Raw genomic sequence first — 23,642 nt, 5'->3', positions numbered from 1 at the left:
CCCATTGTTTGTTCGGGGTATCGGCGTGGTGCCTTCCCACCGCCGCGTCCCTGGGACGTTCCTGGCAAGCCTGAATGCGACCTGACGATCGGATCTTTACCGATCTGTGATCATTGGCGGGTGATGTCGTCGACCTCCCCCTCTGTGCCGCGGACACCCGAGTCACGGACCCCGGTGTCACGAGAGACCTCCGCCGTGCCCACGGGCCCCCGGAGGTTCCGTCCCGAGATCCAGTTGCTGCGTGCGCTGGCGGTGCTCGTCGTGGTCGTCTACCACGTGAATCCGGACTGGTTGCCGGGTGGATTCGTGGGTGTCGACGTCTTCTTCGTGATCTCCGGCTTCCTCATCACCGGACACATGCTCGGCGAGGTGGAGCGGACCGGGCGGCTGTCGCTCCTGGGCTTCTGGGCGAACCGGGCCCGGCGGATCCTGCCGGCGGCGACCGTGACGATCCTCGCCGTCGTCGTGACCGCGCCGTTCTTCCTGCCGGCCACCCAGTGGGAGGCGGTGGCGGACCAGGGGATCGCCTCGGCGTTCTACGTGCAGAACTTCGCCCTGGCGGACAAGTCGGTCGACTACCTGGCCCAGGACGCCGCCGACACCCCCTTCCAGCACTTCTGGTCCCTGTCGGTCGAGGAGCAGTTCTACGTCCTCTGGCCCCTGCTCGTCCTCCTCGCGCTCCTCGTCGTGGGCCGTCTCCGGCGTGCGGGCGGGGCACGGCACCTCACGGTCCGCAGGCTCACCTGCCTGTTCATGTCCCTCGTCGTGCTCGCCTCCTTCCTGTACTCCGTCGCCGAAGTGAATGCCGGGGAACCGACCGCCTACTTCGTCACGCCGACCCGGGTCTGGGAACTGGGGATCGGCGGTGTCCTCGCCTGTGTCCTCGGCGATCCCCGGGTGTTCCCGCGGCTACGGACGGCGCTCGGCGTCGCCGGATTCGCTGCGATCCTGCTCGCCGCGATCACCTACGATGCGCAGACCCCGTTCCCCGGTGCGGCGGCGCTCCTCCCGGTGCTCGGGTGCGTGGCGGTCATCGCCTCCGGCCGCAGCCTCGGCGACGGCCTGTGGCACGCCCTCGTCCACTGGCGTCCCGCCCAGGCGATCGGCGCGTGGTCGTACTCCCTCTACCTCTGGCACTTCCCGGTCATCACCTACTACGTCGCGGTGGTGGGGCACCACCCGGGTGTGCGGAACGGGTCGGTCCTCGTCCTCGTCTGCCTGGTCCTCGCGTACCTCAGCCACCGGTACGTCGAGAACCCCGTACGGAGGCTCGACCTCCTGCGGCGACGGCAGTGGGTGACCGTCGGTGCCGCACTCGTCTCGATGGTCGTCGCCGCCGTTCTCAGCCTCGTCCCCCAGGCCGCCTACGCCCAGTACCTCGCGGAACAACGCACGGGGACCGCGGAACTGCAGGAGGAGGTGGCGCGCGAGGACCGCGAGGGGTTCGGTGCCGGCTCCCTGGACGGGGACACCGTCACGACCTTCCTGCCCGGATACGAGGACGTGATCCTGCCCGTTCCGTCCGAGGTCGCCGACGACACGACGCCCTGGGACGCGTGCCAGGGCGCGAGCGATTCCCGCTCGGCGACGACCCCGGAGTGCGTGGCCGCGAACCCGGAGGGTGAGCGGACCCTCGTGGTCGTCGGGGACTCCCATGCCGACCAGTGGGTCCCCGCGATCCGGGCGGCCGTCGAGGGCACCAACTGGAAGGTCGTCACCTTCCTCCACGAGGCCTGCCCCTTCAACACCGAGAAGCGCACACTCGCCGAGAACCCGGAGTTCCCCTGCACGGGACCGAACGAGGAGACCCTCGACCGGATCCTCGAGCTGGAACCGGAGGCCGTCATGATGACGAACCTGGCCGTCGACGACATGGCCCCGGACAGCACGGAGGAGCACAAGGGCACCCGCGGTTACGTCGAGGTCATGGAACCGATGGCCGAGGCCGGTATCCGGGTCGTCGCCCTGCACGACACCCCGACACCGAAGGACGAGGAGAACGTGGCCGAGTGTGTGGTCGAACACCGCGACGACCCGCGCGCCTGCGATCTCGACCGGGCCGAGACCCAGGAGTCGGCCCGGACGAACGCTGCGCTGGAGGCCGCGGCCGCGCAGGTGGATGGCGTCGAGTTCGTCCGCCCCACGGACCTCTTCTGCACGTCCGACACCTGCCCGGCGGTGATCGGCAACGTCCTCGTCTACCGCGACCAGAACCACGTGTCGGCGACCTACATGTCCACCCTGGGTGAGGAGACCCGCGACATACTGGGGCTGTGACCGACACGAACGCACCCCACCCCGACCTCCGGCCACGACGTGGGCGTCCCGGCCCCGTGCGGGACCTCGTCCTCGCCGTGACCGCCGGACTCCTGTCCGCCGTGCTCGTCCTCGCGGGGCTGCTCGTCCTCGACAGGACGGACTCTCTCGACGGACTCCCCGGTATCGGAATCGGTGCGGGGGACGGGACCGACGAGCATGGCACCACAGCAGCCGCGGACCCCGCGCGGACGACGCCCAGGGTCGCCTTCCTCGGTGACTCCTTCACCCATGGTGGTGGCGCGAGCAGCGAACCCCACCGTTGGTCGAGCCGGGTCGCCGCGGCCCAGGGATGGACAGAACTCAACTTCGCCGTCGGCGGGAGCAGCTTCGCCTTCCCGGGAACCAGTGGTGGTCCGGGAGCGGCCTCCTTCACCGGACACGTCCCCCAGGTCGCGGGGGCCGCTCCGGACCTCGTGATCGTCGCGACTGCCGGCAACCACGCCTCGCGGACGGATCAGCACCACGTGGACGGGACGTTCCGGGCCCTGCGCGAGGCTCTGCCGCACACGCCGGTCGTGGCGCTCGCGCCCTTCCACCGCCGCGGGGCGGACCAGGCGGTGATGGACCGCCTGGACGGGCAGGTGCGCCGTGCGGTGGCCGACACCGGCGGGTGCGTGCTCGACTACGGCAGCCCCCTGGCGACGGTGGGCGAGGACCACTTCGACGACGCGATCCACCCGAACGACACCGGCTACGCCGTGCTGGCCGGGGCGGTGCTCGACGCCTACCGGGCCGCCCACGACCCGGAAGCCAGAGGTGCCGTGCCGACGGACGGGACCTGTACCGGACCCGTCGTCACGGGGACACCGGAGGACACGAGCCCCACGGCGACCGGCTCACCGGCCGCGTAGACGCCCGAGGGCCTTCCGCCCGGCCCGGTAGGCCCTCACGATCCCGGACGGGGAGACGGACCGGAGCTCGGCCCGGAGGCGCCGGAGGTCCTGGATCCGGGCGGCCCCGCGGAGGTCCGAGAGGTCACCGGCGCGCGACCGGCGGCCGAGTGCCGCGAGGGTGCGGGCCACCTCGTCGGTGCGTTCCTGGAAGTAGTTCTCCTTCAACCAGTCACGTTCGGGGAACCCGATCCGCCCGGCGGCCAGGTCCGCGAGCGTGCCGAGCATCCCGTGGGCGCCGGCGAAGGAGATGTTGAGCATCTCCTCGTTCACCCCGAAGTCCGTGACGACCATGGTCTGCAGGCCGCGGTCGATCGACTCGAGCGCCGCGGTCGAGGACACCGTCACGAGTGCGCTGCCGGTGGTGAGGAAGTCGCTCATGGGGCCGACGGCGACCGTGAGGTCCTCGGGGGAGAACTCCCCGGTCCTCACCGCCTCGTCGATGAGGGAGATGTAGCTGAACTCCTCGTGGTGGGTCTCCTGCTCCCCGGGTCGACTGCGGACCTTGACGACGACCTCGGAGGCGGGGTGGTTCCGCGCGAAGGCCGCGAGTGCGCGCAGGACGGCCATCCGCTCGTCCTTCTCCCGGGGCACCTTGGCCTGCGGGGCGAAGACGAGACGACGGGGCACCTCGGCTGCGGTGAAGGCCGGTTCCGGCGTGTGCGCGGAGTGCAGGAGCGGCAGGGTGCCGACGACGACCTCGACGTCGACGTCGTTGCGGGCCGCGACATCCCGGTAGGCCTCGCGTTCGCGTTCGGAGTGGGCGATGAAGACGTCGCCCAGCCGCCGGTACCGGATGCCCTTCGAGGTCGCCGGCAGGCCGACGCCCGGCAGGCCGGAGACGAGGCCGGGGCGCCGGTCCATCCGGGCACCGGTCGCGTAGACCTGCTGGACGACGGGGCCGGTGGCCGCGGCGAGCACGACGTCGGGTTCGAGCCGCGCGAAGGTCGCCGCGAGCCCGGAGCGCTTGACGACGGGGATCTCCCGGCCCTCCCAGGAGGAGCCTGCCACCGCGTTGCGCACCTGTTCACGGGTCGGCAGGATCGGGTTGTCGACGAGGAGGACGTGGATGTCGAAGTCCGGGCCGAGCGTATCGAGGGACCGGCAGGCCCACTTGAGATAGGACTCGCTGTCGGACACCGAGACGACCGTGATCCGGTCCCGGTCCGTCTCCCCGGCCGTCCCCGTCGCCGAGGCGCCCCCGGCGGTGTTGAGACGACGGCGGAGCGCCTCGGGAGCGGTCCCGGTCCACCAGTCCGCGGGGACCGGTGTCACGTGGAACGTGGCGTCGTCCATGATGAACGGCAGGGTCGCGGTCGCCGAGGTCGGCAGCGAGTACACCGCGGTACCGCGCGGGGCACGGGCGAGGGCGATCTCGACCGGGAGGCCACCGGAGCGCAGTCGGACGCCGGGGCGCGCGGCGATGCGCCGCAACAGGTCCCGGTCCTCGCGGCGGTGCGGGTGGTAGTCGACGGGCCCGTCCGCGAGCACGCGATCGAGCCAGGCCAGGTACGCGGACTCGTGGACGAGGCCGTCGGCGACCATCGCGGAGCCGATGACGACCCGGTCGGCCGGTCCGTCCCCGGCGGCGGGGAAGGACCGGGTGACGGCGAAGTCGTGGTGGGTGAGCGTCCCGCCGTGGGTGGAGAACAGGTCCCCGTGCTCCTCGGCGCCGGGCAGTGCCGTGACCCAGGACAGCCGCCCGCGGCGCAGCAGGCCGCGCAGGAGGCCGAGAGCCGCGACCGAGGCGCCCTGCCGCGCCCGTCCGACCGACTGTCGTTCGCGGACCAGACCGCCGGGCAGCGTGCCGGAGGCGATCACCTCGACGGCGGTCCGGGTGGCCAGGCCGTCGTCGAGGAGGACGACCCGCAGGCCCCGTGTGAGGGCGCGGGCGGTCGCGGGGTCGAGGAGGGTGCGCTGGATCCGACCGGAGTAGACGTCGCCGACGTACAGGACGTCGACCTCGGGCCCGGGCGTCCATGGGGCGTCGGTGGTGTCGAGGGTGACGCCTTCCGGCAGCCAGGCACGGGGGAAGGCGTCGAGGAACCGGCGCATGCCCTTGACGTCGGTGCGGGCGGCGATCCGGAGGGTGGCGAGGTCGTCGGCGATCCCGAAGGCTTCGAGGGCGGAGAAGCCCGGTCCGTCTCCGGCACCGGAACGCTTGTCGGAAGCGAAGGCTTCCAACGCGGAAAGAAACTGCAGCGGGGACTCGACGAGCGCGAGGGCGTGGGTGGTGGTCATTCCTGCGGCTTCCTCCGGTCGACGCGGATCCCGTGTCGGACGAACCGGGCGGTGCGGTAGGCCTCGACGGCCCCGGCGCGCAGACGGCCCTTGACCCCGCGGGGTCGGGGTGCCCCCGGCAGGTCGAGGGCCTGGAGACGCCGTCGGCGGAAGTACCGCATCCGGTCGGTGTCGAGCGCGGTGCGCAGGTACTCCTCGGCGCGGTCCCGGAAGTGGGGGACGACCTCGGGGAGCATCGCGTAGCCGACGGCGTCGACGAGTGCCTGGAGGTCCCGGGCCCGGTCGGCGTCGATCGGATCCGTGGTGCCGTCGGCGATCTCGCCGATGAGCGTGGCCGGGATCCGGTTGCTGTTCTGGAAGGGCACGATCCGCTCCAGGACGAGATCGGTCCCGACGGCCCGGGCCGGGACCTCGTAGAAGGCCCGGGCGGTGGCGAGCAGCGTGGAGAACCCGCCGACCACGAGGGCCGGGCGGAGGACGTGGAGGACCGCCTCGGCGATCGCCGGGGTGTCGAGGACGAGGAGGTCGACACCGTGGTCCGCGGCCGCCCGCTCCAGGACCGTGCGGGAGGCCGGGGGAGCGGCCGGGTGCGGTTTGAAGACGACCGTGCGCATGCCCGCCTCGGCCGCGCGGGCGATCATCTCGCGGTGCAGGTCGTCCTCCTCGGTGGGGCTCAGGAGTCCGAGCGCGGCGAGGTACTGCCCGACGGCGAGCGCGGTGGAACCGGCGTCCAGACCGGCGAGAGGGGCCAGTTCGTCCGGGATCGCCTCGGCGACGCGGGCGACGGCGGCCCGGAAGTGGTCGGGGTCGAGGGGCCACGGTTCGATCCCGTACTCGTCGAGCAGCCGGGGGCGGACCCCGTCGACGAGGGGCAGGTGGTGGAGGACGGTCGTCCGCTGCCCGTTGCCCAGCGGTACGACGTTCCGGGTGGGTCCGTAGCTCATGAGGCCGTCGGAGTGGATACGGATGAGTGCGTCGTGGAAGATGCGTGCCAGTGCGATGGCCGGGTTGACCTGGGGGGACTCGAGGACGAGTTCGACCTCGTCGTCCCCGAGCTCCCAGTGTGCACGCAGCAGGCGTTCGAGGACGGGCAGGTCACGGTCCTCCGGTCGCCAGGAACTCGGGTGGTTGGGTGCCACCACGTCGTTGAGCTTCACGACCCGGTCGAAGGAGGAGAGCGCGGGCCCGAGACCCGGCGCCTCACGGAGGTCCCGGGCGAACTCGACGACCTGCGCGTTGTCGGACAGGACAAGCACACGCTCGTCGGCCGGGGTGTAGGGGACGAGGTCGACGGGTTCTCCACCGACGGTGAGTGTCGGGGTGCGGTCGTACTCACCGGCCTCGATGCCGGCGGACAGACAGACGACCTGGAAGTAGGTCGAGGCGAGGAAGAGCTGTCTCACCGCATGGCCTCCTGGAGGAGTTCGACGCCGTGCGGCAGGAACCGGTGGACGTGGGCCTGCCGATCGTGCTTGACGCTGCGGAACTGGCGGCGCAGCACCTCGAAGGGGATCCGGGCGCTGGCGCGGCGGGCGCCGTCCCGGAAGGAGGCGCGCAGGGAGGCGTCGGAGGCGGAGAACCGGATCTTCTGGTGTTCGAGGATCGCCAGCCAGTTCCGGGCGGCCTTGTCCCAGTAGAGGGCGGCGTCCGCCTCGTCCTCGACGAGGTCGAAGATGCCCTCGAAGGCGCGGATGAAGTCGAGCTGGCGGGGGTCGAGGATCTTCGTGAGGGACCCGGCCACCCCGCGGCGGTAGCAGACGCCGGGGCCGTCGACGACGGCGAAGGTGTCCGCGTGCAGGTGGAGGTCCCAGATCCAGGCACGGTCCTCGGCGGTCATGAAGCCCTCGGGGAAGAGGAGCAGACCGTCGTCGAGGAGACGACGGTGGAAGATCCCGGCCCACGCGAAGGGGTAGTCGACCATCGTCGACTGACCGGTCGGCAGGATCCCGGCACGGGCGGGCAGCACCCGGTTCCGCACGGCCATCGGCGCGCGGCGGGCCTCCCGGCGGGTGCCCTCGACCTGGACGTGGTCGGTGCGGAGGAAGTCGACGTCGAGGGAGCGGACGGCGTCCAGGCGGAGCGCCAGGTCCCCGTCGGGCAACCAGTCGTCGCCGTCGAGGAACACGATGTACTCACCGCGGGCCGCGCGCAGACCCTGGTTCCGGCCGCTGGCCAGCCCGAGAGCGGTCCGGTTGGTGAGAACCTCGAAGGAGGGGAACCGGGGCCCGTACTCGGCGAGGACGTCCGGGGTGGAGTCCGTGGAACCGTCGTTCACGAAGACGACCTGGGTCTTCTCGAGCACCTCCGTCTGCCTCAGGAGGGAACGGAAGGTCGTGCCCAGGTAGTCGGCGGCGTCCTTGGCGGGGACGACCACCGTGAGTGCGGGGGACTCCACGTGCGGTCCTTTCGTCCGGGGCGGGCGTACGTCCTGTGAAGACTATCGCCCGGACGGGTCCGTCCGGGCGACATCGTGTCTCAGTAGCCCGTGGCTTCCCGGACCTTCTTCCGGGCGAACCGGTAGACGCGCCGCACCGGATCGACCCGGCGGCGCTCGCGTGGGGGCAGGGCACCGGGCAGTTCCAGCGCGGTGAGCCGCTTGCGCTTGAAGTACCGGACGATCGTCTCCAGAGACTGTCCGTCGAGGAACGACGCCGCGGCCGGACGGTGGTCGGCGAGGATCTCCGCCTGCATGCAGTAGGCGACCGCACCGAGGAGGGATTGGAGTTCCTCCGTGTTCGTGGAGCCGCTGTCCGACCACAGGTAGTCGGCGATGACCGCCGGTACCCGGTTGCTGTTCTCGTAGGGCGCGAGTGCCTTGAGCAGCCCCTCGGTGCCGACGGCGACCGCGGGGATGCCGTACATCGCGTCGGCGGTCGCCAGACCCGTGGAGAAACAACTGACGACGAGATCGGGGGAGAGGTACTCGAACACGACCTCCGCGGAGACGGGCACGTCCGCGAGGTGGAACTCGACGCCCCGCTCGGCGGCCCGGGTGGCCATCGAGGCGGTCGTCTGCTTGTGCGAGGTCGGGTGCGGCTTGAACACCACGCGGGTGCACCCGCGGTCGGCGGCGGCGTCGACCATCTCGGCGTGGAGGGCGGCCTCCTCCGCGTGGTCGATGAGCCCGAGGTTCGCCAGGTACTGCCCGAGGACCACGGCGGTGCCCGGGGCCGGGGTGAGACCCCGATCCTCCATGTCGGCGCTGATGAGCGGGACGAGTTCGGCGAAGACACCGCGCATGTGCGCGGGGTCGAGCGCGGTGCGTGCCGGGGACTCCTCGGAGAACAGCAGCGGTTCGAGTCCGGGTACGAGGTCGGTGTGGACGAGCCCCCGCAGCCGCTGGGCCACGTTCATGGGCAGGCGCTTGCGGGTGGGACCGTAGGTCATGAGGCCGTCCGAGTGGACGGTGATCGGGGCGTGCGGGAAGAGCGTGGCGATCGTCCCGGCCGGGGCGAAGGGCAGGGACTCCAACCACAGTTCGACCGGTTCGTCCGCGGCGAGCCCCAGTTCCCGGCTCACGTACCGGTGGTGGACCGGCTGGTAGCTGATCCCGAAGGAGTAGTCCTTGGGGTGGTGCGGTTCGATGAGGTCGTTCCAGCTGTACACCTCGTCGAACCGGGAGAGCACCCGCTCGGCACCGAGCATGTCCGGGATCGAGGGCGCCAGTTCGGGGACCAGCGCGTTGTTCGAGGTGAGCAGGATGCGGCGTTCACCCTCCGTCCCGACCATCCCGGCGTCGATCATCGCGGCGACCGACACCGCCTGGTAGAACGTGGACGCGAAGACCAACTGGGTCACTGGTGCACACCTGCCTCCCGCAGCACGGGCTTGAGATCCTTGACGCGCGAATCACCGAAGTCGACGAGGGCGGCCCGCCACAGGTCGGTGGGGACCTGCCGGAGCATGTCGACGGCACCGGTCCGCAGGCGGTGGCGGACGTCGTGCGGCATCGACGCGTACCGGTTCTTCCGCTGGAAGTGGAGGATGCCCAGGAAGCTGCGGGCCATCTTGAGACCGAACTCCTCCCGGGTCCCGGTCTCCTCCAACAGGTCGAACATCTTTCCGAAGGCCGGGATGAAGTCGAGCTGGCGCTCGTCGAAGATCCCGGTGAGCGAGGTCTCGGAGCCCTTCCGGTAGAACATCCGGTAGGACCGGGCCACCGCGAAGGACGCGGTGTGCAGGTGCAGTTGCCAGGTGAGCAGCCGGTCCTCGCTCGTCCGCAGGGACTCGTCGAAGCGCAGGAGTCCGGAGTCCTTGAGGTCGGACCGGTAGATGCCCGACCACACGTTCGGGAAGTCGACCATCGAGGAGGCGTTCACCGGGTTGATGAAGTCCCGCGGGTCGAGTGCGGTGTCCCGCACCGCGCAGGGGGCCGGAGTGATGCGGCGGACGTTGCCGTTGGCGACCACGTAGTCGGCCTTGACCCAGTCGGCGGCGGTCGCCTCGATCGTGTCGACGAGATTGCGCAGGTGACCGTGGCCGTACCAGTCGTCGGAGTCGAGGAAGGTGATGTACCGACCGGTCGTGTGCTCCAGCCCGCGGTTGCGTGCGGCGGAGACCCCCCGTGCCTCCTCGTTCCGGATCACCTCGACGGCGAGGTCCCCGGCGTACTCCTCGACGACCGGTGCCATGGGGATCTCGGAACCGTCGTCGACGACGACGACCTGCACGTCCTCCCGGGCGAAGCCCTGCCTCGCCACGCTCTGGAGCGTGCTGCCGATCGTCGTGGCGGCGTCCTTGCCGGGGATCACCATGGATACGAGCGGAGAGCCCATCATCGCCTTTCTGAAGCTGCCGAGCGGACCGTCCGAATGCTACCGGACCCCCGGCCGGGGTCCGTGGAGGCTCCCCACAGGTGAGCGTGATCACACATGCAGCATGGTGCCTTGTCGAATGCCCCCGGTGGGGTGCCGGGGCTCGGGTGGCAGTTCCATCAGCCCTCCGGAGGTCGGAGCCCGGGCACCGGGAGGGGTATGCCCTGTGCCGGACGGGGCAGGCCGTCACGGCGCCACCGGCGTGTCGTCACCCGGGCGGTTCCCCGCCCACCGCGGTAGGCGACCGTCACGTGCGTGTCGTCGTCGAGTGCCACGGCGTGGACGTACCCGGAGTCCCAGGGGGAGAGGTCCGGGTCCACCGCGTCGTACACCTCGGACACCGGCCAGGTCCGCGGGTGGTCGACGACCGTGAGCGGTGCCCGCCGGACCCGGAAGGTCATCGTGTCGCGGTCGAACCAGTAGACGTGGAGCACCCCGCCGGAGAGCACCGGGGCCAGGGGAGTGACCCAGGCGTCCGTGATGTTCGTCGGTTCCGGGTCCGTCCACCGCCGGCCGTCCGGGTCCCCGACGGACTGGTGGACGGGGGCTCCGCGGCGCTGTTGCCGCCACAGGGCGAGGATCCGGTCGTCGGGCAGGACGAGCAGGCGCCCCTCGATCGGCAGGTCGTCCAGGTGCGCGGCCCTCCCGAGCACCTCCTGGTCCCAGGTCCGGCCGCCGTCGGCGGACCGGAGGAAGCCGTGGGACAGTTCACCGCCGCCTTCCTCGGGGGCGGCGTGCCAGCAGGCCAGCAGCGTACCGTCGGTGGTCTCCACGACCGGTTCGACGAGGGTGGGAGTGATCGGCAGGTCCATGCCCTCCCCGCGGCCCTCCCACATGCGGCCGGAGTCCGCCGACACGAGCACGTGGTGGTCCCACACACCGTGGTCGGCCGTCCGCAACCGCCGCACGATGGCCAGCAGGGTGCCGTCGGCCAGGGTCGACAGGGCGTACACGGACACGTCCTCGCCCGTGCCCGCCACCCGGTGCACGGGCTCCCAGGTCCGCCCGGCGTCCGCCGAGCGGGCGAACACGACCTCCCGCTCGGCACTGCGGCCGTGCATCTCACCGCGGGAGTACGCGAGCACGAGGGCCCCGTCGTCGGCCCGGGACACGACCGGCCAGGACTCGTAGGGCGCGGTGGGTTCCAGGGTGCCCGGCGCCTCGGCGGTCCATCCCCGCGGGCTCCCCGTTCCCGAGGTGCCCTGGTCCCCGATCCGGGGCGTGCCGGTGGGTGCCGGGTCCGCGCCGTCGGTGGGAGCGGTACAGGCGGCGAGTGCCGTGAGTCCGGCCAGTGCGACCCCGGTGAGGAACCCACGCCGGTCGGCGGCGCGGGCTGTGCGGGAACGGGGACGCATGAGGGGCAGGATACCGCCGGACCGCACGAGAACGGCCCGCCCCCGGGATACGGGGACGGGCCGTTCTCGTGCGGCGTGTTCAGCCGGGTGTCACTTGACCACGCGCAGGGAGGCGATCTTGGGCTCCTCGCCGGGCATGACGCGCTTCTTGCCGTCGCCCAGGGCGGTCTCCACGACGCGCACCTGCTCCACGAGCTCGGTGAACTCGTCGGGCTCCATGGAGGCGGACTGGTCCGAACCCCACATGGTCGAGTCCATCGTGATGTGGCGCTCAAGGGTGTTGGCGCCGAGGGCCACGGCGGCGATGGAGATGGAGGTGCCGAGCTCGTGGCCGGAGTAGCCGACCGGCACGCCGTAGCGCTCGCGCAGGGCGGGGATGGCCAGGAGGTTGACCTCCTCCGGCGGCAGCGGGTAGGTCGAGGTGGCGTGCATGAGCGTGAGGTTGTCGGTGCCCAGGGCCTCGACCGCGGCATCGATCTGCTCGAGCGTCGACATGCCGGTCGAGAGGATGACGGGCTTGCCGGTGGCGGCGACGGCCTTGAGGAGCTCGATGTCGGTGACAGAGGCGGAAGCGATCTTGTAGACGACGGCGTCGAACTTCTCCATGAAGTTCACCGAGTCGACGTCCCACGGCGAGGCGAACCACTGCAGGCCCAGTTCCTTCGCGTAAGCGTCGATCTCCGAGTACTCGGCGTCCTCGAACTCCACGCGCCACTTGTACTCGAGGTAGGTCATCTCGCCCCAGGGGGTGTCGCGGGGCTTGGACTTCTGGTCCTCCGGCACTGCGACGTCCGGGTTGCGCTTCTGGAACTTGACCGCCTGCGCACCGGCCTTCGCGGCGACGTCCATGAGCTGCTTGGCGATGGTGACGTCACCGTTGTGGTTGATGCCGATCTCACCGATGACGTAGACGGGCTGGCCGGGTCCGACGAGGATGTCGCCGAAGGCGACCGGCTTGATCTCGTTCACAGTCATGAGACCTTCTTTCTGTAGTCGTTGCGTTCTCACGCAATGGAGTTCAGGGTGCGGTGTCCGGAACTACCGGGCACACCGGAGTCGGTGGTTCAGTTCGTGGGTGAGGGCACGCGGATCAGATCGCACGCCTCGCGGACGGCTCCCTGTCCTCCGCGCCTGGACAATACCAGGCGCGCTGCAGTGATCACCGAGGGGTGCGCGTCCTCGACGGCGATGGGCCAGCCGACGACGCTGAAGGCCGCGAGATCGTTGATGTCGTTGCCGACATAGGCGACCCGTGCGGGGTCGAGACCCTTCTCGGTCATCCAGGTGTCGAGGGCCTCGGCCTTGTCGTCGATGCCCTGCAGGACGTCGACCCCCAGCTTCTCGGCCCGGCGGGTGACGACGGGGTTGCGCTCCTTGGACAGGATGAGGAACGGGAACCCGGCCTTCACGAGGCGGGACACCCCCATGCCGTCGCCGCGGCTGACGCGCACGGTCTCCTCGCCGGTCTGGTCGACGTAGGCGGCGTCGTCGGTGTGGACACCGTCGAAGTCGGTGACCAGGGCATCGACGTCGAGGACGGTCGCGTCCTCCGCGTTCTGCGCGAGCGCACGCACGAGCGTGAGGTCGGACATCGAGTCGATCTCCTGCGCGTGCTCGGCGGGGACCTCCTCGATCTCGATACGGCCGAAGAACCGGTGCTCCGTCTCGCGGAAACCGTCGGTGCGCATGATGTAGAACGCGCCGGTCTCGTTGTAGTGGATCTTGCGGTCCTGCCGACGGGGGCGGAAGGAGGCGTCGTGTCCGACGGCCACGGCGGACCCGTCGGCGTCGTCGAGGGTCCACAGGAAGCTGTGGTCCTCGACGGCGGAGAACACGACGTCGGCCGCGCCGGAGGACACCCGGTCGATGGCGTGGTCGATGTTGGCCGGGTCGATGAAGGGGCTGGTGCACTGCACGAAGGCCGTGCGCTCGAAGACCTTCCCCTCGGCCGCCAGGCGGTCGAGGGTGTAGAGCAGAGCGGCCTCCGAGGAGGCGAGGTCACCGGAGATCGCGTCCGGACGCCACACGACGGTGGCTCCGGCACGTTCGGCCTCCGCCGCGATGCCCTCGTGGTCCGTCGAGACGACGACGAGGTCGACACCGCGGGCGGCGAGGGAAGCCTCCACCGCGCGGGCGAGGAGTGTCTTCCCCGCCACCTTCTGCAGGTTCTTCAGCGGGATGCCCTTGGATCCGCCGCGGGCCGGGATGATGGCCACGGTGCCGGCGGCGCTGGTATTCGTTGATCGAGTCACAAGGATTCCCACGGTACACCAGGGTTCTGGCAGAACCCGTCATGTTCGGTGTGACCTGGGTGAACTGTGGTGAACACAGGGTGGATTGTCGGATGCGGGCGCTAAATCCAGGTGGGGTTGAGGATGCGTAGCCGCCAGGCCTCGTAGGGGATCACCTCGGCGGTCCAGACCGGGTAGTAGAAGGCGGCGAGCCCGACGACGGCGGCCAGGTACACCCCGACGGCCACCCGGCGCCAGAACAGGAGGTCCCCGAAGGGGGAGGAGAGGGGTCGTCCGGAGGGAAGGGCGCCTCGGGAGCGGGGACCGGACCCCCAGACCACCTGCAGGCAGTAGGCCACGGCGAGGCAGACGAAGGGGACCATGACGATCGTGTAGAAGGTGAAGATCGTGCGGTCCTGGTAGGCGAACCACGGGCCCCAGGTGGCCAGCAGGCCGCCGAGGACCGCCCCGGCCCGCCAGTCGCGGCGCAGCGCCCAGGCGAGGACCAGGACGAGGACCGCCACCGCGGCCGGGCCCCAGATCGCGGGGTTGCCGACGGACAGGATCGCCTCGGAGCACTTGTCGACGCCGTACACGCCGCAGCGCGGGTCATTGCCCTCGGGGGAGCGGTAGTGGAAGGATGTGGGCCGCCACTGGAGGATCCAGCCCCAGGGGTTCGACATGTAGGGGTGTTCCGAGGCGAGCCCGACGTGGAACGTGTACGCGGTGTAGTGGTAGTGGGCCAGGGACGGCAGCCAGTCGGGCAACCAGTCCCACCAGCCGTGGTTGCTCGCCGCCCACTGCCGGTCCCAGCCGCCGGAGGTCGCGATCCAGCCGGACCAGGAGACGACATAGGTGACGAACGCCACCGGGACCATCGTGAGGAAGGCGGGCACCGAGTCCTTCAACAGTGCGGCGAGCCACGGGTTCCGGGCGCCCGCCCGGCGTCGGAGGGCCACGTCCCACAGGACCGTCATGATGCCGAAGACGGCGAGCGCGTAGAGCCCGGACCACTTGACGCCCATGGCGCAGCCGAGCGAGATCCCGGCCGCCAGGCGGTAGGGCCGCCACAGGAGGGTGGGTCCCAGAGCGCCGTACCGGGCCCGTCGGGTCGTCTCCCGTGCCGTCTCCAGGGCCGCCGTCGAGGCGCGGGCGAGCAGTCGGTCCATCCTCCTGCGTGCCCACTCCCGGTCGAGGACCAGGAACCCGAAGGCCAGGAGCACGAAGAACATGAGGAACAGGTCGAGCAGGCCGATCCGGGAGTGCGTGAGATGCACCCCGTCGAGCGCGAGGAGCGCGGCCGCCGCTGTGCCCCACCACACCGAGCGCAGCAGCCGGGCGGCGAAGTACCCGAGGAGGAAGATCGAGAGGGTGCCGAACAGGGCGGCGGAGAAGCGCCAGCCGAAGGAGTCGTCGGCGCCGAACAGGTGCATGCCCCACCCGATCAGCCACTTGCCGAGCGGCGGGTGGACGACGTAACTGGGGTCGGACAGGAAGATGTCGGTGTGGCCGGCCTCGAACTCGGGGTTCGGTTCCTCCGGCCACTCGCTCTCGTACCCGTTCTGCGTGAGCGTCCAGCCGTCCTTGACGTAGTAGGTCTCGTCGAAGACGAGGGTGCCGGGGAACCCGAGGCGCACGAACCGCAGCACGCCACCGATCACGGCGACGAGCGCCGGGAGGACCCACACGAGGAGGCGCGGGTCGAGGAGAAAGTGGAGGGCGCCTCGGCGGCGGACCGGGGCGCGGGACGAGCGCGGTGCGGCAGTCGGTGGGGCGGTGGACGTCACGGGTGGCAGTCTGCCACGTGGGGACGACGGGTGTGGTGCCCACGGTGGGTCTGCACCGGGGGACCTGAAGAGGGACGGGGCGTGCAACAGGACTGTGACCTGATCGATGAGAGGGCCCGGGTCGGTGACCACTACCCTGGAGGCGTCAACACACCCATGAGGAGGGGGCACGCCATGTCCTACGGAGACCAGGGACAGTACGGATCCGGTCAGCAGTACGGCTCGGGCCAGTACGGGGGTGGACAGTACGGTTCCGGCCAGTACGGTTCGACCCCGCAGTACGGGTCCGGTCAGCAGGACCCCTACGGTTCGGCCGCGCAGACCTACGGCGCGCAGCCCGTCGGCGCGCAGGGCGGCACCTACACCGTCGTCCAGCCGCGTGGCACGAACACGCTCGCGATCATCGCCCTCATCGGTGGTATCTCCGGGTTCCCGATGATGGTGACCGGTCTGGTCGGCATCATCTGCGGGCACATCGCCCTCAAGCAGATCCGGGAGTCCGGTGAGGAGGGCGCCGGCATGGCGAAGGCCGGTCTGATCTGCGGGTACATCTCGACGATCGGGTGGGTCCTGTTCTGGATCGCCTACATCCTGCTCATGGTGTTCGTCGTCTTCGCCGCCTCCACCTACTGAGGCGTCCGGCCCGATGAGCACCCCACGCGATCCCGCCTCCGGCCCGCGGACCTACGGGCCGGGACGGTACGGTTCCGGTCCGTACTCCGGCCACTACGACCATTCGGTGACCGACGCCGACCCCTATTCGCCGGACGTCCCGGGTGTGACGGTCGGGGAGACGACCCCGCCGGTCATGTCCCCGCCCGAGGGATACCCGGGTCCGCGGTCCGGCGGACAGGGCGCCGGTGGCCCCGCGCCCGTCGGGCCGCCGCCGCAGGCAGGACCCGCACCGGTGGCGGCCGGCTACTACCAGGCGCCGCCGAACGTGCCGGTCGTCGTCTACCAGCAGAAGCCGCCCACCAACGTGCTCGGGATCGTCTCCATGAGCCTCGGGATCCTCGGCTGCATCATGTTCATGTACGGCGTGCTCTTCGGCCTCGCCGCGGTGATCCTCGGGCACATCGGCATGCGGCAGATCGCCCGCCAGGGACAGCAGGGCAAGGGGTTCGCGATCGCCGGTCTCATCACCGGCTACGTCTCCACCGCCTGGATCCTCTTCTGGATCTTCGCGATCATCATGGTGATCGTCGACATGAACTCGTACTGACCGGTCCCGGTCCCGGTCTCCGTGGGCCGCGCCGGACCCGCAACCTCCGCGTCGTCTGCCGTACAGATGCCCGGTATCCCCGTGAGGATGCCGGGCATCTGTACGGCAGACGACATCCGGGCTGCATTCGGGAGCCGGGGCCTGCGCCGTATCCTGGTGGGATGACTGCCGACGCACCCGGAACCACGCCCCTGCAGGACACCGTCGACACCGCGGCGGGCGCCTCGGGGGTGGGGACCGGACCCGGGCTCGTGCTCGTCGGCACCCCCATCGGCAACCTCGCCGACGCTTCCCCGCGCATGCGGGCGGAGATCGCCGGTGCCGACCTCGTCGCCGCCGAGGACACCCGCCGATTCCTGGGACTCGCCGACCGGCTGGGTCTGCCGCACACCGCGCGGGTGCTCAGCGTCTTCGACCACAACGAACAGGCCCGCGCCGAGGAGATCGTCGCCGCGATCCGGTCGGGGTCCCGCGTCGTCCTCCTCACCGATGCCGGGATGCCGGCCGTCTCCGATCCCGGCTACCGGGTCGTCCGTGCCGTCACCGAGGCGGGCCTGCCGGTGACCGCGGCCCCCGGGCCCTCGGCCGTGTTCACCGCGCTCGCGCTCTCCGGACTGCCGAGCGACCGCTTCACCTTCGAGGGATTCCTGCCGCGTAAGGCCGGGGAACGTGCCCGGTTCCTGGCCGAGCTGGCCCAGGAGACCCGCACGATGGTCTTCTTCGAGAGCCCACACCGGATCGTCGACGCGATGGACGACCTGATCGCCGCCTTCGGTCCCGGCCGGCCGATGACGATCAGCCGAGAACTCACGAAGACCTACGAGGAGGTGCTGCGCGGGACGACGACCGAACTCGCCGAGGCGGCCGCCGCCGGTCTGCGGGGTGAACTCACCCTCGTCGTCGCCGGGCACTCGGGGCGGGCGAGCACTCCGGACGACCATCTGGACGAGGTCCGCCGTCTGGTCGAGGGCGGGCTGCGGGCCAAGACCGCTGCCAAGGAGGTCGCCGCCCGGCACGGTCTGAAGACCCGCGAGGTCTACGAGGCGTTCCTCCACGCCGAGGGGTGAGCCCGTGCCACACGGCGGGGTGACGGGCGCGGGCTCGGACCGCCGCCCCGTGGATCAGAGATAACCCCAGCGCATCGCGGCGGCCAGGGCCTCGTCCTTGTTCGCCGCCCCGAGCTTGCGGTAGGCCGATCGCATCTGTGTCTTCACGGTGTTGAGGCTGATGACCTCGTCGGCGGCGATCCGCGACCGGGACTTCCCCTGGGCGAGCGCCCGGAGCATGGCCGTCTCCCGGGCGCTCAGCACCGGGCGCGTGCGGTCGACGTCGAGCGGGGTGAATTCGCAGGCGTCGAGGCGGGAGACCTCCTCGGCGGTGAGCCCGGCACCTCGGGCGACTGCGGCCCGGGCACCGGGGACCTGCCACAGGGTGAAGAAGGCATGGAGACGGGGGCGGAGCGCCGCGAGTTCGGCTCCGGCCCTCTCGGCGGCCGCGAGGTCGACGGTGTCGGGAGGGGAGGGCGCCTCGGCGTCGTCGGAGTCCGCGGAGAGGACCAGGGTGAGGGTCTCCCGGATCGCGAAGGCGCGGGCGCGGAAGCGCTCGTCGAGGTGGGTGTCGGCCAGGGCCCGGTCGGCCGCCTCCAGGGCGGCGTGGAGGCGACCGTCGAGGGCGAGTGCCCAGGAGCGGTAGACGAGCGCGTGGCCGGACCTCTCGGCGGGGAACCGGTCGAGCACCGCCGCCGCGTGCTGCGAGCGGTACTGCGAGAGTGCGGCCTCCGCACGGGCGTCGGTGAGGACCGCGCGGGCCCAGGGCAGGGCGTCGGTGAGGGACCGTTCGCGTTCGAGGCGGTCGAGTAGGAACACCGCGCTCGTCGGGTAGCCGATGCCGACGCCGGTGCGCAGCAGGCAGGCGGCGTGGAAGGGCCACAGGTCGTCGAGATCGGGCTCGGCCGGCAGGCCGGTGAGCAGCTCCTGTGCCCGGACGTGGTCGAGGTCCTCGACGGCCGCCTGGATCCGGGCGAGGATCGCGGGCCGACGGACCGTCTCGCGGTTCCACCCCACGGCCTCGACGTGGGCGTCGTGGCGGCGTAGCCACCCGGCGCAGGTGTCCCGGTGGCCGCGTTCGCCGTGCCACAGCGCGAGCAGACCCGCGGACCGCGCGAGTAGGTAGTCGGAACCGAGTGCGGTGGCGCGGCTGAACGTGGCCGCGTAGCAGCGGCGGGCCAGTTCGGTGTCGCCCATGAGCTGGAAGGTGAGGCCGGCCTGGACGAGGGCGAAGGCGAGGAGGAAGGAGTCGGGGGAGTCGCGGGGCACCTCGGGGTCGGCGGCGACGAGGTCGAGGGCGATGTCGCGGGACCGCTCGTGGTGGCCGCGGGTGCGCTCGGTCATGAGGAGCACGAGCGCGACGACGAACCACTGGCGCCCCTCCCGGCGGTACCGGTCGTAGGCGGCCTGGGCGGCCAGTGCGGTGGAGACGATCTCCTTCGGGTCGGCGACGGGGTCCAGGTCGTCGGCGGTGGGGGTGCCGGGGGAGTGGGGCAGGGAAGGGGCCCTGCCGGCGGTGGAGTCGGGCGCCTCGGCGGCGGAGGTGCCGGGCGCCTCGGCGTCGGGGAGGACGTGCCAGGGGTGGCGCAGGCCCTCGGCCGTGAGGAAGGAGGCGAGCGTCGAGGCGATGCGGACCTCGGGCGAACGCGTGGTGAGCCAGTGCGGCAGTGTGCGGCGGAAGACCTCGGTGACGGGCACGCCCTCGGTGAGGGGACGGACCCAGGCACCGAGTTCGAGCGGTGAGACGTCCTCCCAGGCGTTCATCCGGGCCAGCGACTCCAGGCCATACCGGAAGTGCCCGGCCGTGTCGAGGGCGACGCCCGCCCGGCGGTAGTTCTCCCGGGCGCGGGCGGGGTCCTCCCGTTCGACCATCCCGGTGATCGCGCGGCCGACGAGGGCCGGGACGAACGGGGGCTCCGGGATGGTGGGTGTCTCCCAGGGGTCCGCCGGGGCGATCCGGTCGCTGCGGACGACACCCACCCGGTGCAGGCGTTGGAGGCTGGGCAGGATCGTCTCAGGGGCGAGGAAGGCCCGCAGCGTCGGGTAGTCGACGACGGGCAGGAACCCGAAGGTGAGGAAGTCCTCGTGGTCGGCCTGTGCGAGCACCCAGGGTGTCCAGGCGGAGTCGGCCGTCCGCTGCAGGTCGCGCACCGCCGTGTCGAGGACCGCGCCCGAGGTGCCCGCCAGTCGGTCGACCGCGTGCAGCCATCCGCCGGTGGCCCGCCACAGGGCCGCGACATCGGTGTCGGCGAGGACCCGGGGCCCACGCGTCCGGGCGATGTGGGTGCGGATCTCCTCCGGGGTGAGCAGCAGGTCCTCCGGGGTGAGGATCGTCGCACTCGTCCGGGTGTGGAGCGCGGAGAACTCGAGGACGTGGGAGGCGATGAAGGCGACACGTGCCGTGGGGTGTGCGGCGGTGATCCGCTCGGCGAGTTCCAGCCCGTCCGGCAGACGCGCGCGGTCCGTGACGTTCGAGGCGTCGACGAGGAGCCGGAGGGGCGGGGCGTGGGTTCCGGATGGTGTGGGTTCGGTCGGTTCGCCCGCCGGGGTGGGGGAGGCGAGGAGGTGGTCCGCCCTGTCGAGGAAGCGGGTGAGAAGGAGGGTGTCGACGGTGGTGGGGTCGGGAGTGTGTTCCGCCCCGATATCGTCGGCGGCCCCCGATATGTCACGACATTTCGAGGGTCGTGAAGGATATAGGGGCGGTTCCTCGGGGACGGTGGCGGCCGAGAGCCAGGTCCGCGCGAGGGCACGGCGGCCACTGCCGGCGGGGCCGACGGGCACGAGGATGCGGGTGGACAACTCGGTGCGCTCCAGGCGGTCCCAGGTGGGAGGGACGGAAGTGCCGGGGGTGACGGCGAAGGCGGTGCCGGGGATGTCGGCGGCGGTCATGGGGAGGCGGTCCGTTCCGGGTCTCGACGAGTCGCTGGGCGGTGTGCAGTGTGCGGGTGGGGCGTGCAGGTGGGGCCACTCCGGGTGGACGAGTGGGTCCCGGGGGAACTTGCCTGTATGAACTTTCCGGCAGGGTCTCCCGTCCCCACCGGAGCAATATACGGGGTCCGACTCCGCATCCTGGGGCGAATACGGCCCTCCGGTTGTCCGTGACGGGTCGTTCCAGGTCCGCGGGTGGTGACGGAGGTGAGGCATGGATCGCGCGGGTGGGACGGCCTCGGGTGGCGGATAGAATCGGGCATCATGAGCTTCTTCATCACGACCGCGATCGCGTACCCGAACGGTCGCCCCCACATCGGGCACGCGTACGAGTACATCGCCACCGACACCCTGGCCCGCTTCAAGCGGATGGACGGCCAGGAGGTCTTCTACCTCACCGGTACCGACGAGCACGGTCTGAAGATGCAGCAGACGGCGCAGAAGGAGGGCGTGACCGCCCGGGAGCTCGCCGATCGCAACGCCGCGGTGTTCCAGGACCTGCACGACGCCCTGGGTTCCAGCTACGACCGGTTCATCCGCACGACCGACGCCGACCACCACACCTGTGCCCAGGAGCTGTGGAAGCGGATGGAGGCGAACGGGGACATCTACCTCGACTCCTACTCCGGCTGGTACTCCGTCCGTGACGAGGCGTACTACACCGACGACGAGACCCACGTGGGCGAGGACGGCGTGCGCGTGGCCACCGGGACCGGCACCGAGGTCGAGTGGACGGAGGAGGAGTCCTACTTCTTCCGCCTCTCCGCCTACCAGGACAAGCTCCTGGCCCTCTACGAGGAGCACCCGGAGTTCGTCGGTCCGGACACGCGCCGCAACGAGGTCGCGGCCTTCGTCGCCTCCGGTCTCAAGGACCTCTCCGTCTCTCGCACCACCTTCGACTGGGGTGTGCCGGTGCCGGGCGACGAGAAGCACGTCATGTACGTGTGGGTCGACGCGCTCGCCAACTACCTCACCGGTGCCGGCTTCCCCTCCGACGCCGACGCCCTGGCCAAATGGTGGCCGGCCGACGTCCACATCATCGGCAAGGACATCGCCCGGTTCCACGCCGTCTACTGGCCGGCCTTCCTCATGAGCGCCGGCGTCGAGCTGCCCCGCCGGGTCCACGCCCACGGCTTCCTGTTCAACAAGGGCGAGAAGATGTCCAAGTCACTGGGCAACGTCGTCGACCCGCACGACCTCATCGCCGAATACGGCCTCGACACCGTCCGGTTCTTCTTCCTCCGCGAGATCAGCTACGGCCAGGACGGCTCCTACAGCCACGAGGCGTTCGTCTCCCGTATGAACGGTGACCTCGCCAACGAGTACGGCAACCTCGCGCAGCGATCCCTGTCGATGGTGGCCAAGAACTGCGCCGGCGCGGTGCCGACCCCGGGCGAGCTCACCGCCGACGACGAGGCGCTCCTGTCCGAGGCCCGGGCGATCCTCCCGCAGGCCCGCCGCCACGTCGACGCCCAGAACATCCACCTCTACGTCGAGGCCGCGTGGAAGGTGCTCTCGAGCGCCAACCGCTACTTCAGTGCCCAGGAACCCTGGAAGCTGCGGAAGACCGACACCGCACGGATGGAGACCGTCCTGTGGACGACGCTCGAGGTCGTCCGCATCGTCTCCCTGCTCGCCCGCCCCGTGATGCCGACGGCCGCAGGCCGGGTCCTCGACCTCCTCGGCGTCCCCGCCGACGAGGCGTCCCGCGCCTTCGCGACGATCGACACCCCGCTCGTGGCGGGCACCCCGCTGCCGGGGCCCGTGCCGGTGTTCCCCAAGTACGTGGAGAAGGAGGACGCCTGATGGCATCCCGGGCCGCCGGGTCGTACCCCGACGTCCCGGAGGCCCTCGCGGTCCCGGGCGTCGACACGCACACCCACCTCGACATCGGGACCGGGGCGCGCGGTCCTCTCAAGGCCGGCGAGCCCGCCCCGGAGGTCGACCCGACCGACGGGGAGGAGTTCCCGGGTCTCGACTGGTTCCGGGAGCGCGCGCTCGCCGCCGGCATCACCCGGATCGTGCAGATCGGCTGTGAGATGGGTGCGGCCCGCTGGACCGCCGCGACCGTCGAGGCCGAGGCGGCCGCCGGGCACGACTGGATGCTCGGCGGCGTGGCGATCCACCCGAACGAGGCGCCCCGCCTGGCCGCTGCCGGTCTCCTCGAGGAGTCCCTCCACGAGATCGAGCAGCTGTGCGCAGGCTCCCGCATGCGGGTGGTCGGCGAGACCGGCCTCGACTTCTTCCGGACCGGCGAGGAGGGGACGGCGGCCCAGATCGAGTCGTTCCGCGCGCACATCGACATCGCCAAGCGCACCGGTCTGGCCCTCCAGATCCACGACCGCGAGGCGCACGCCGACGTCCTGCGGATCCTGCAGGAGGACGGGGCGCCCGAGCGGACCGTCTTCCACTGCTTCTCCGGTGACGTGGAGATGGCGCGGATCTGTGCCGAGCGCGGCTACCACATGTCCTTCGCCGGGAACGTGACGTTCAAGAACGCGGCGGAACTGCGGCACGCGGCCTCGGTGGTCCCCGATCACCTGTTGCTCACGGAGACCGACGCCCCGTTCCTCACCCCGGTGCCGCACCGCGGGAAGCCCGGCGGGTCCTACCTGGTGCCCCTCGTCGTGCGGGAGCTGGCCCGCGTCCGAGGTGTCGACGAGGTCACGATCGCGCAGCAGGCGAGTGCCAACGCTGAACGCGCCTTCGGCTCCTGGGCACTGTGATCGATCATTCAGGTAACAGAATTGCCGGGTTGGTAACGGTTCGGTTACGCTGGTGTGGTCGACGGGAGCAGTGCACCCTGTCG

General features: G+C 71.0%; 17 protein-coding genes. 7 read left to right on the top strand and 10 right to left on the bottom strand.

What is annotated here, in order from left to right; translation table 11 throughout:
- The first annotated feature begins 174 nt into the window (after positions 1-174).
- Both AAD496_RS08430 and AAD496_RS08425 read left to right on the top strand, forming a co-directional pair.
- Complete coding sequence (locus AAD496_RS08430) at positions 175-2,277, top strand: acyltransferase family protein (RefSeq protein ID WP_349828215.1); 2,103 nt, start codon at positions 175-177, stop codon at positions 2,275-2,277.
- Positions 2,274-3,170 (top strand): SGNH/GDSL hydrolase family protein, encoded by an 897-nt coding sequence (locus tag AAD496_RS08425; RefSeq protein ID WP_349828214.1) that lies wholly within the window; start codon positions 2,274-2,276, stop codon positions 3,168-3,170. The genes AAD496_RS08430 and AAD496_RS08425 overlap by 4 nt, the downstream gene beginning before the upstream one ends.
- On the opposite strand, the gene AAD496_RS08420 is transcribed toward AAD496_RS08425, so the two are convergent.
- The 9 genes from AAD496_RS08420 to AAD496_RS08380 all read right to left on the bottom strand — a co-directional run bounded on the left by AAD496_RS08420 (position 3,156) and on the right by AAD496_RS08380 (position 15,637).
- Positions 3,156-5,450, bottom strand: coding sequence for a DUF6716 putative glycosyltransferase (locus AAD496_RS08420; RefSeq protein WP_349828213.1), 2,295 nt, complete (start codon positions 5,448-5,450; stop codon positions 3,156-3,158). The genes AAD496_RS08425 and AAD496_RS08420 overlap by 15 nt on opposite strands.
- Positions 5,447-6,853: a polysialyltransferase family glycosyltransferase gene (locus AAD496_RS08415; protein WP_349828212.1), complete on the bottom strand. Its 1,407-nt coding sequence runs from the start codon at positions 6,851-6,853 to the stop codon at positions 5,447-5,449. The genes AAD496_RS08420 and AAD496_RS08415 overlap by 4 nt, the downstream gene beginning before the upstream one ends.
- Positions 6,850-7,845: a glycosyltransferase family 2 protein gene (locus AAD496_RS08410; RefSeq protein WP_349828211.1), complete on the bottom strand. Its 996-nt coding sequence runs from the start codon at positions 7,843-7,845 to the stop codon at positions 6,850-6,852. Before AAD496_RS08410 ends, AAD496_RS08415 begins: the two co-directional genes overlap by 4 nt.
- An 80-nt stretch (positions 7,846-7,925) precedes the next feature.
- Complete coding sequence (locus AAD496_RS08405) at positions 7,926-9,248, bottom strand: polysialyltransferase family glycosyltransferase (protein ID WP_349828210.1); 1,323 nt, start codon at positions 9,246-9,248, stop codon at positions 7,926-7,928.
- Entirely contained in the window at positions 9,245-10,204 is a 960-nt protein-coding gene (locus AAD496_RS08400) for a glycosyltransferase family 2 protein (RefSeq protein WP_349828209.1), read from the bottom strand. The genes AAD496_RS08405 and AAD496_RS08400 overlap by 4 nt, the downstream gene beginning before the upstream one ends.
- 179 nt (positions 10,205-10,383) lie before the next feature.
- Positions 10,384-11,619 (bottom strand): sialidase family protein, encoded by a 1,236-nt coding sequence (locus AAD496_RS08395; protein WP_349828208.1) that lies wholly within the window; start codon positions 11,617-11,619, stop codon positions 10,384-10,386.
- A gap of 90 nt (positions 11,620-11,709) precedes the next feature.
- The gene (locus tag AAD496_RS08390; RefSeq protein ID WP_349828207.1) at positions 11,710-12,594 is read right to left on the bottom strand and encodes an N-acetylneuraminate synthase family protein; all 885 of its coding nucleotides are present in this window, start codon (positions 12,592-12,594) and stop codon (positions 11,710-11,712) included.
- Between the two features lie 89 nt (positions 12,595-12,683).
- Positions 12,684-13,835, bottom strand: a complete 1,152-nt coding sequence (locus tag AAD496_RS08385) for a cytidylyltransferase domain-containing protein (protein WP_349828206.1) — start codon at positions 13,833-13,835, stop codon at positions 12,684-12,686.
- A gap of 137 nt (positions 13,836-13,972) precedes the next feature.
- Positions 13,973-15,637 carry a dolichyl-phosphate-mannose--protein mannosyltransferase gene (locus tag AAD496_RS08380; protein ID WP_349828205.1) on the bottom strand — a complete coding sequence of 555 codons (1,665 nt, stop codon included), beginning with the start codon at positions 15,635-15,637 and terminating at the stop codon, positions 13,973-13,975.
- 174 nt (positions 15,638-15,811) lie between these two features.
- Here AAD496_RS08380 and AAD496_RS08375 point away from each other — a divergent pair, with 174 nt between their 5' ends.
- The 3 genes from AAD496_RS08375 (at position 15,812) to rsmI (ending at position 17,926) form a co-directional block, all read left to right on the top strand.
- A complete protein-coding gene (locus AAD496_RS08375; protein ID WP_349828204.1) occupies positions 15,812-16,270 on the top strand; it encodes a DUF4190 domain-containing protein in 459 nt (152 codons plus the stop codon).
- A gap of 13 nt (positions 16,271-16,283) precedes the next feature.
- Entirely contained in the window at positions 16,284-16,859 is a 576-nt protein-coding gene (locus tag AAD496_RS08370; RefSeq protein WP_349828203.1) for a DUF4190 domain-containing protein, read from the top strand.
- Between the two features lie 161 nt (positions 16,860-17,020).
- Positions 17,021-17,926, top strand: a complete 906-nt coding sequence (gene rsmI, locus AAD496_RS08365) for a 16S rRNA (cytidine(1402)-2'-O)-methyltransferase (RefSeq protein ID WP_349828202.1) — start codon at positions 17,021-17,023, stop codon at positions 17,924-17,926.
- Positions 17,927-17,980: 54 nt separating this feature from the next.
- On the opposite strand, the gene AAD496_RS08360 is transcribed toward rsmI, so the two are convergent.
- A complete protein-coding gene (locus tag AAD496_RS08360) occupies positions 17,981-20,794 on the bottom strand; it encodes a LuxR C-terminal-related transcriptional regulator (RefSeq protein ID WP_349828201.1) in 2,814 nt (937 codons plus the stop codon).
- Positions 20,795-21,097: 303 nt separating this feature from the next.
- Here AAD496_RS08360 and metG point away from each other — a divergent pair, with 303 nt between their 5' ends.
- On the top strand, positions 21,098-22,639 hold the full coding sequence (gene metG / locus AAD496_RS08355) for a methionine--tRNA ligase (RefSeq protein WP_349828200.1): 1,542 nt from the start codon (positions 21,098-21,100) through the stop codon (positions 22,637-22,639).
- Positions 22,639-23,559 (top strand): TatD family hydrolase, encoded by a 921-nt coding sequence (locus tag AAD496_RS08350; RefSeq protein WP_349828199.1) that lies wholly within the window; start codon positions 22,639-22,641, stop codon positions 23,557-23,559. The genes metG and AAD496_RS08350 overlap by 1 nt, the downstream gene beginning before the upstream one ends.
- Positions 23,560-23,642 lie beyond the last annotated feature (83 nt).

Origin of the sequence: Brevibacterium litoralis, assembly GCF_040212315.1 — a bacterium.
Classification (GTDB): Bacteria; Actinomycetota; Actinomycetes; order Actinomycetales; family Brevibacteriaceae; genus Brevibacterium; species Brevibacterium litoralis.
This window is presented reverse-complemented; position numbering and strand designations above follow the sequence as displayed.

What these genes read in the sequence shown, in the direction of transcription:
- metG (WP_349828200.1), top strand. Translation starts at nt 21,098, where the DNA reads ATGAGCTTCTTCATCACGACCGCGATCGCGTACCCGAACGGTCGCCCC.
- AAD496_RS08375 (WP_349828204.1), top strand. Translation starts at nt 15,812, where the DNA reads ATGTCCTACGGAGACCAGGGACAGTACGGATCCGGTCAGCAGTACGGC.
- AAD496_RS08420 (WP_349828213.1), bottom strand. Translation starts at nt 5,450, where the DNA reads ATGACCACCACCCACGCCCTCGCGCTCGTCGAGTCCCCGCTGCAGTTT.
- AAD496_RS08395 (WP_349828208.1), bottom strand. Translation starts at nt 11,619, where the DNA reads ATGCGTCCCCGTTCCCGCACAGCCCGCGCCGCCGACCGGCGTGGGTTC.
- AAD496_RS08350 (WP_349828199.1), top strand. Translation starts at nt 22,639, where the DNA reads ATGGCATCCCGGGCCGCCGGGTCGTACCCCGACGTCCCGGAGGCCCTC.
- AAD496_RS08400 (WP_349828209.1), bottom strand. Translation starts at nt 10,204, where the DNA reads ATGGTGATCCCCGGCAAGGACGCCGCCACGACGATCGGCAGCACGCTC.
- rsmI (WP_349828202.1), top strand. Translation starts at nt 17,021, where the DNA reads ATGACTGCCGACGCACCCGGAACCACGCCCCTGCAGGACACCGTCGAC.
- AAD496_RS08360 (WP_349828201.1), bottom strand. Translation starts at nt 20,794, where the DNA reads ATGACCGCCGCCGACATCCCCGGCACCGCCTTCGCCGTCACCCCCGGC.
- AAD496_RS08390 (WP_349828207.1), bottom strand. Translation starts at nt 12,594, where the DNA reads ATGACTGTGAACGAGATCAAGCCGGTCGCCTTCGGCGACATCCTCGTC.
- AAD496_RS08370 (WP_349828203.1), top strand. Translation starts at nt 16,284, where the DNA reads ATGAGCACCCCACGCGATCCCGCCTCCGGCCCGCGGACCTACGGGCCG.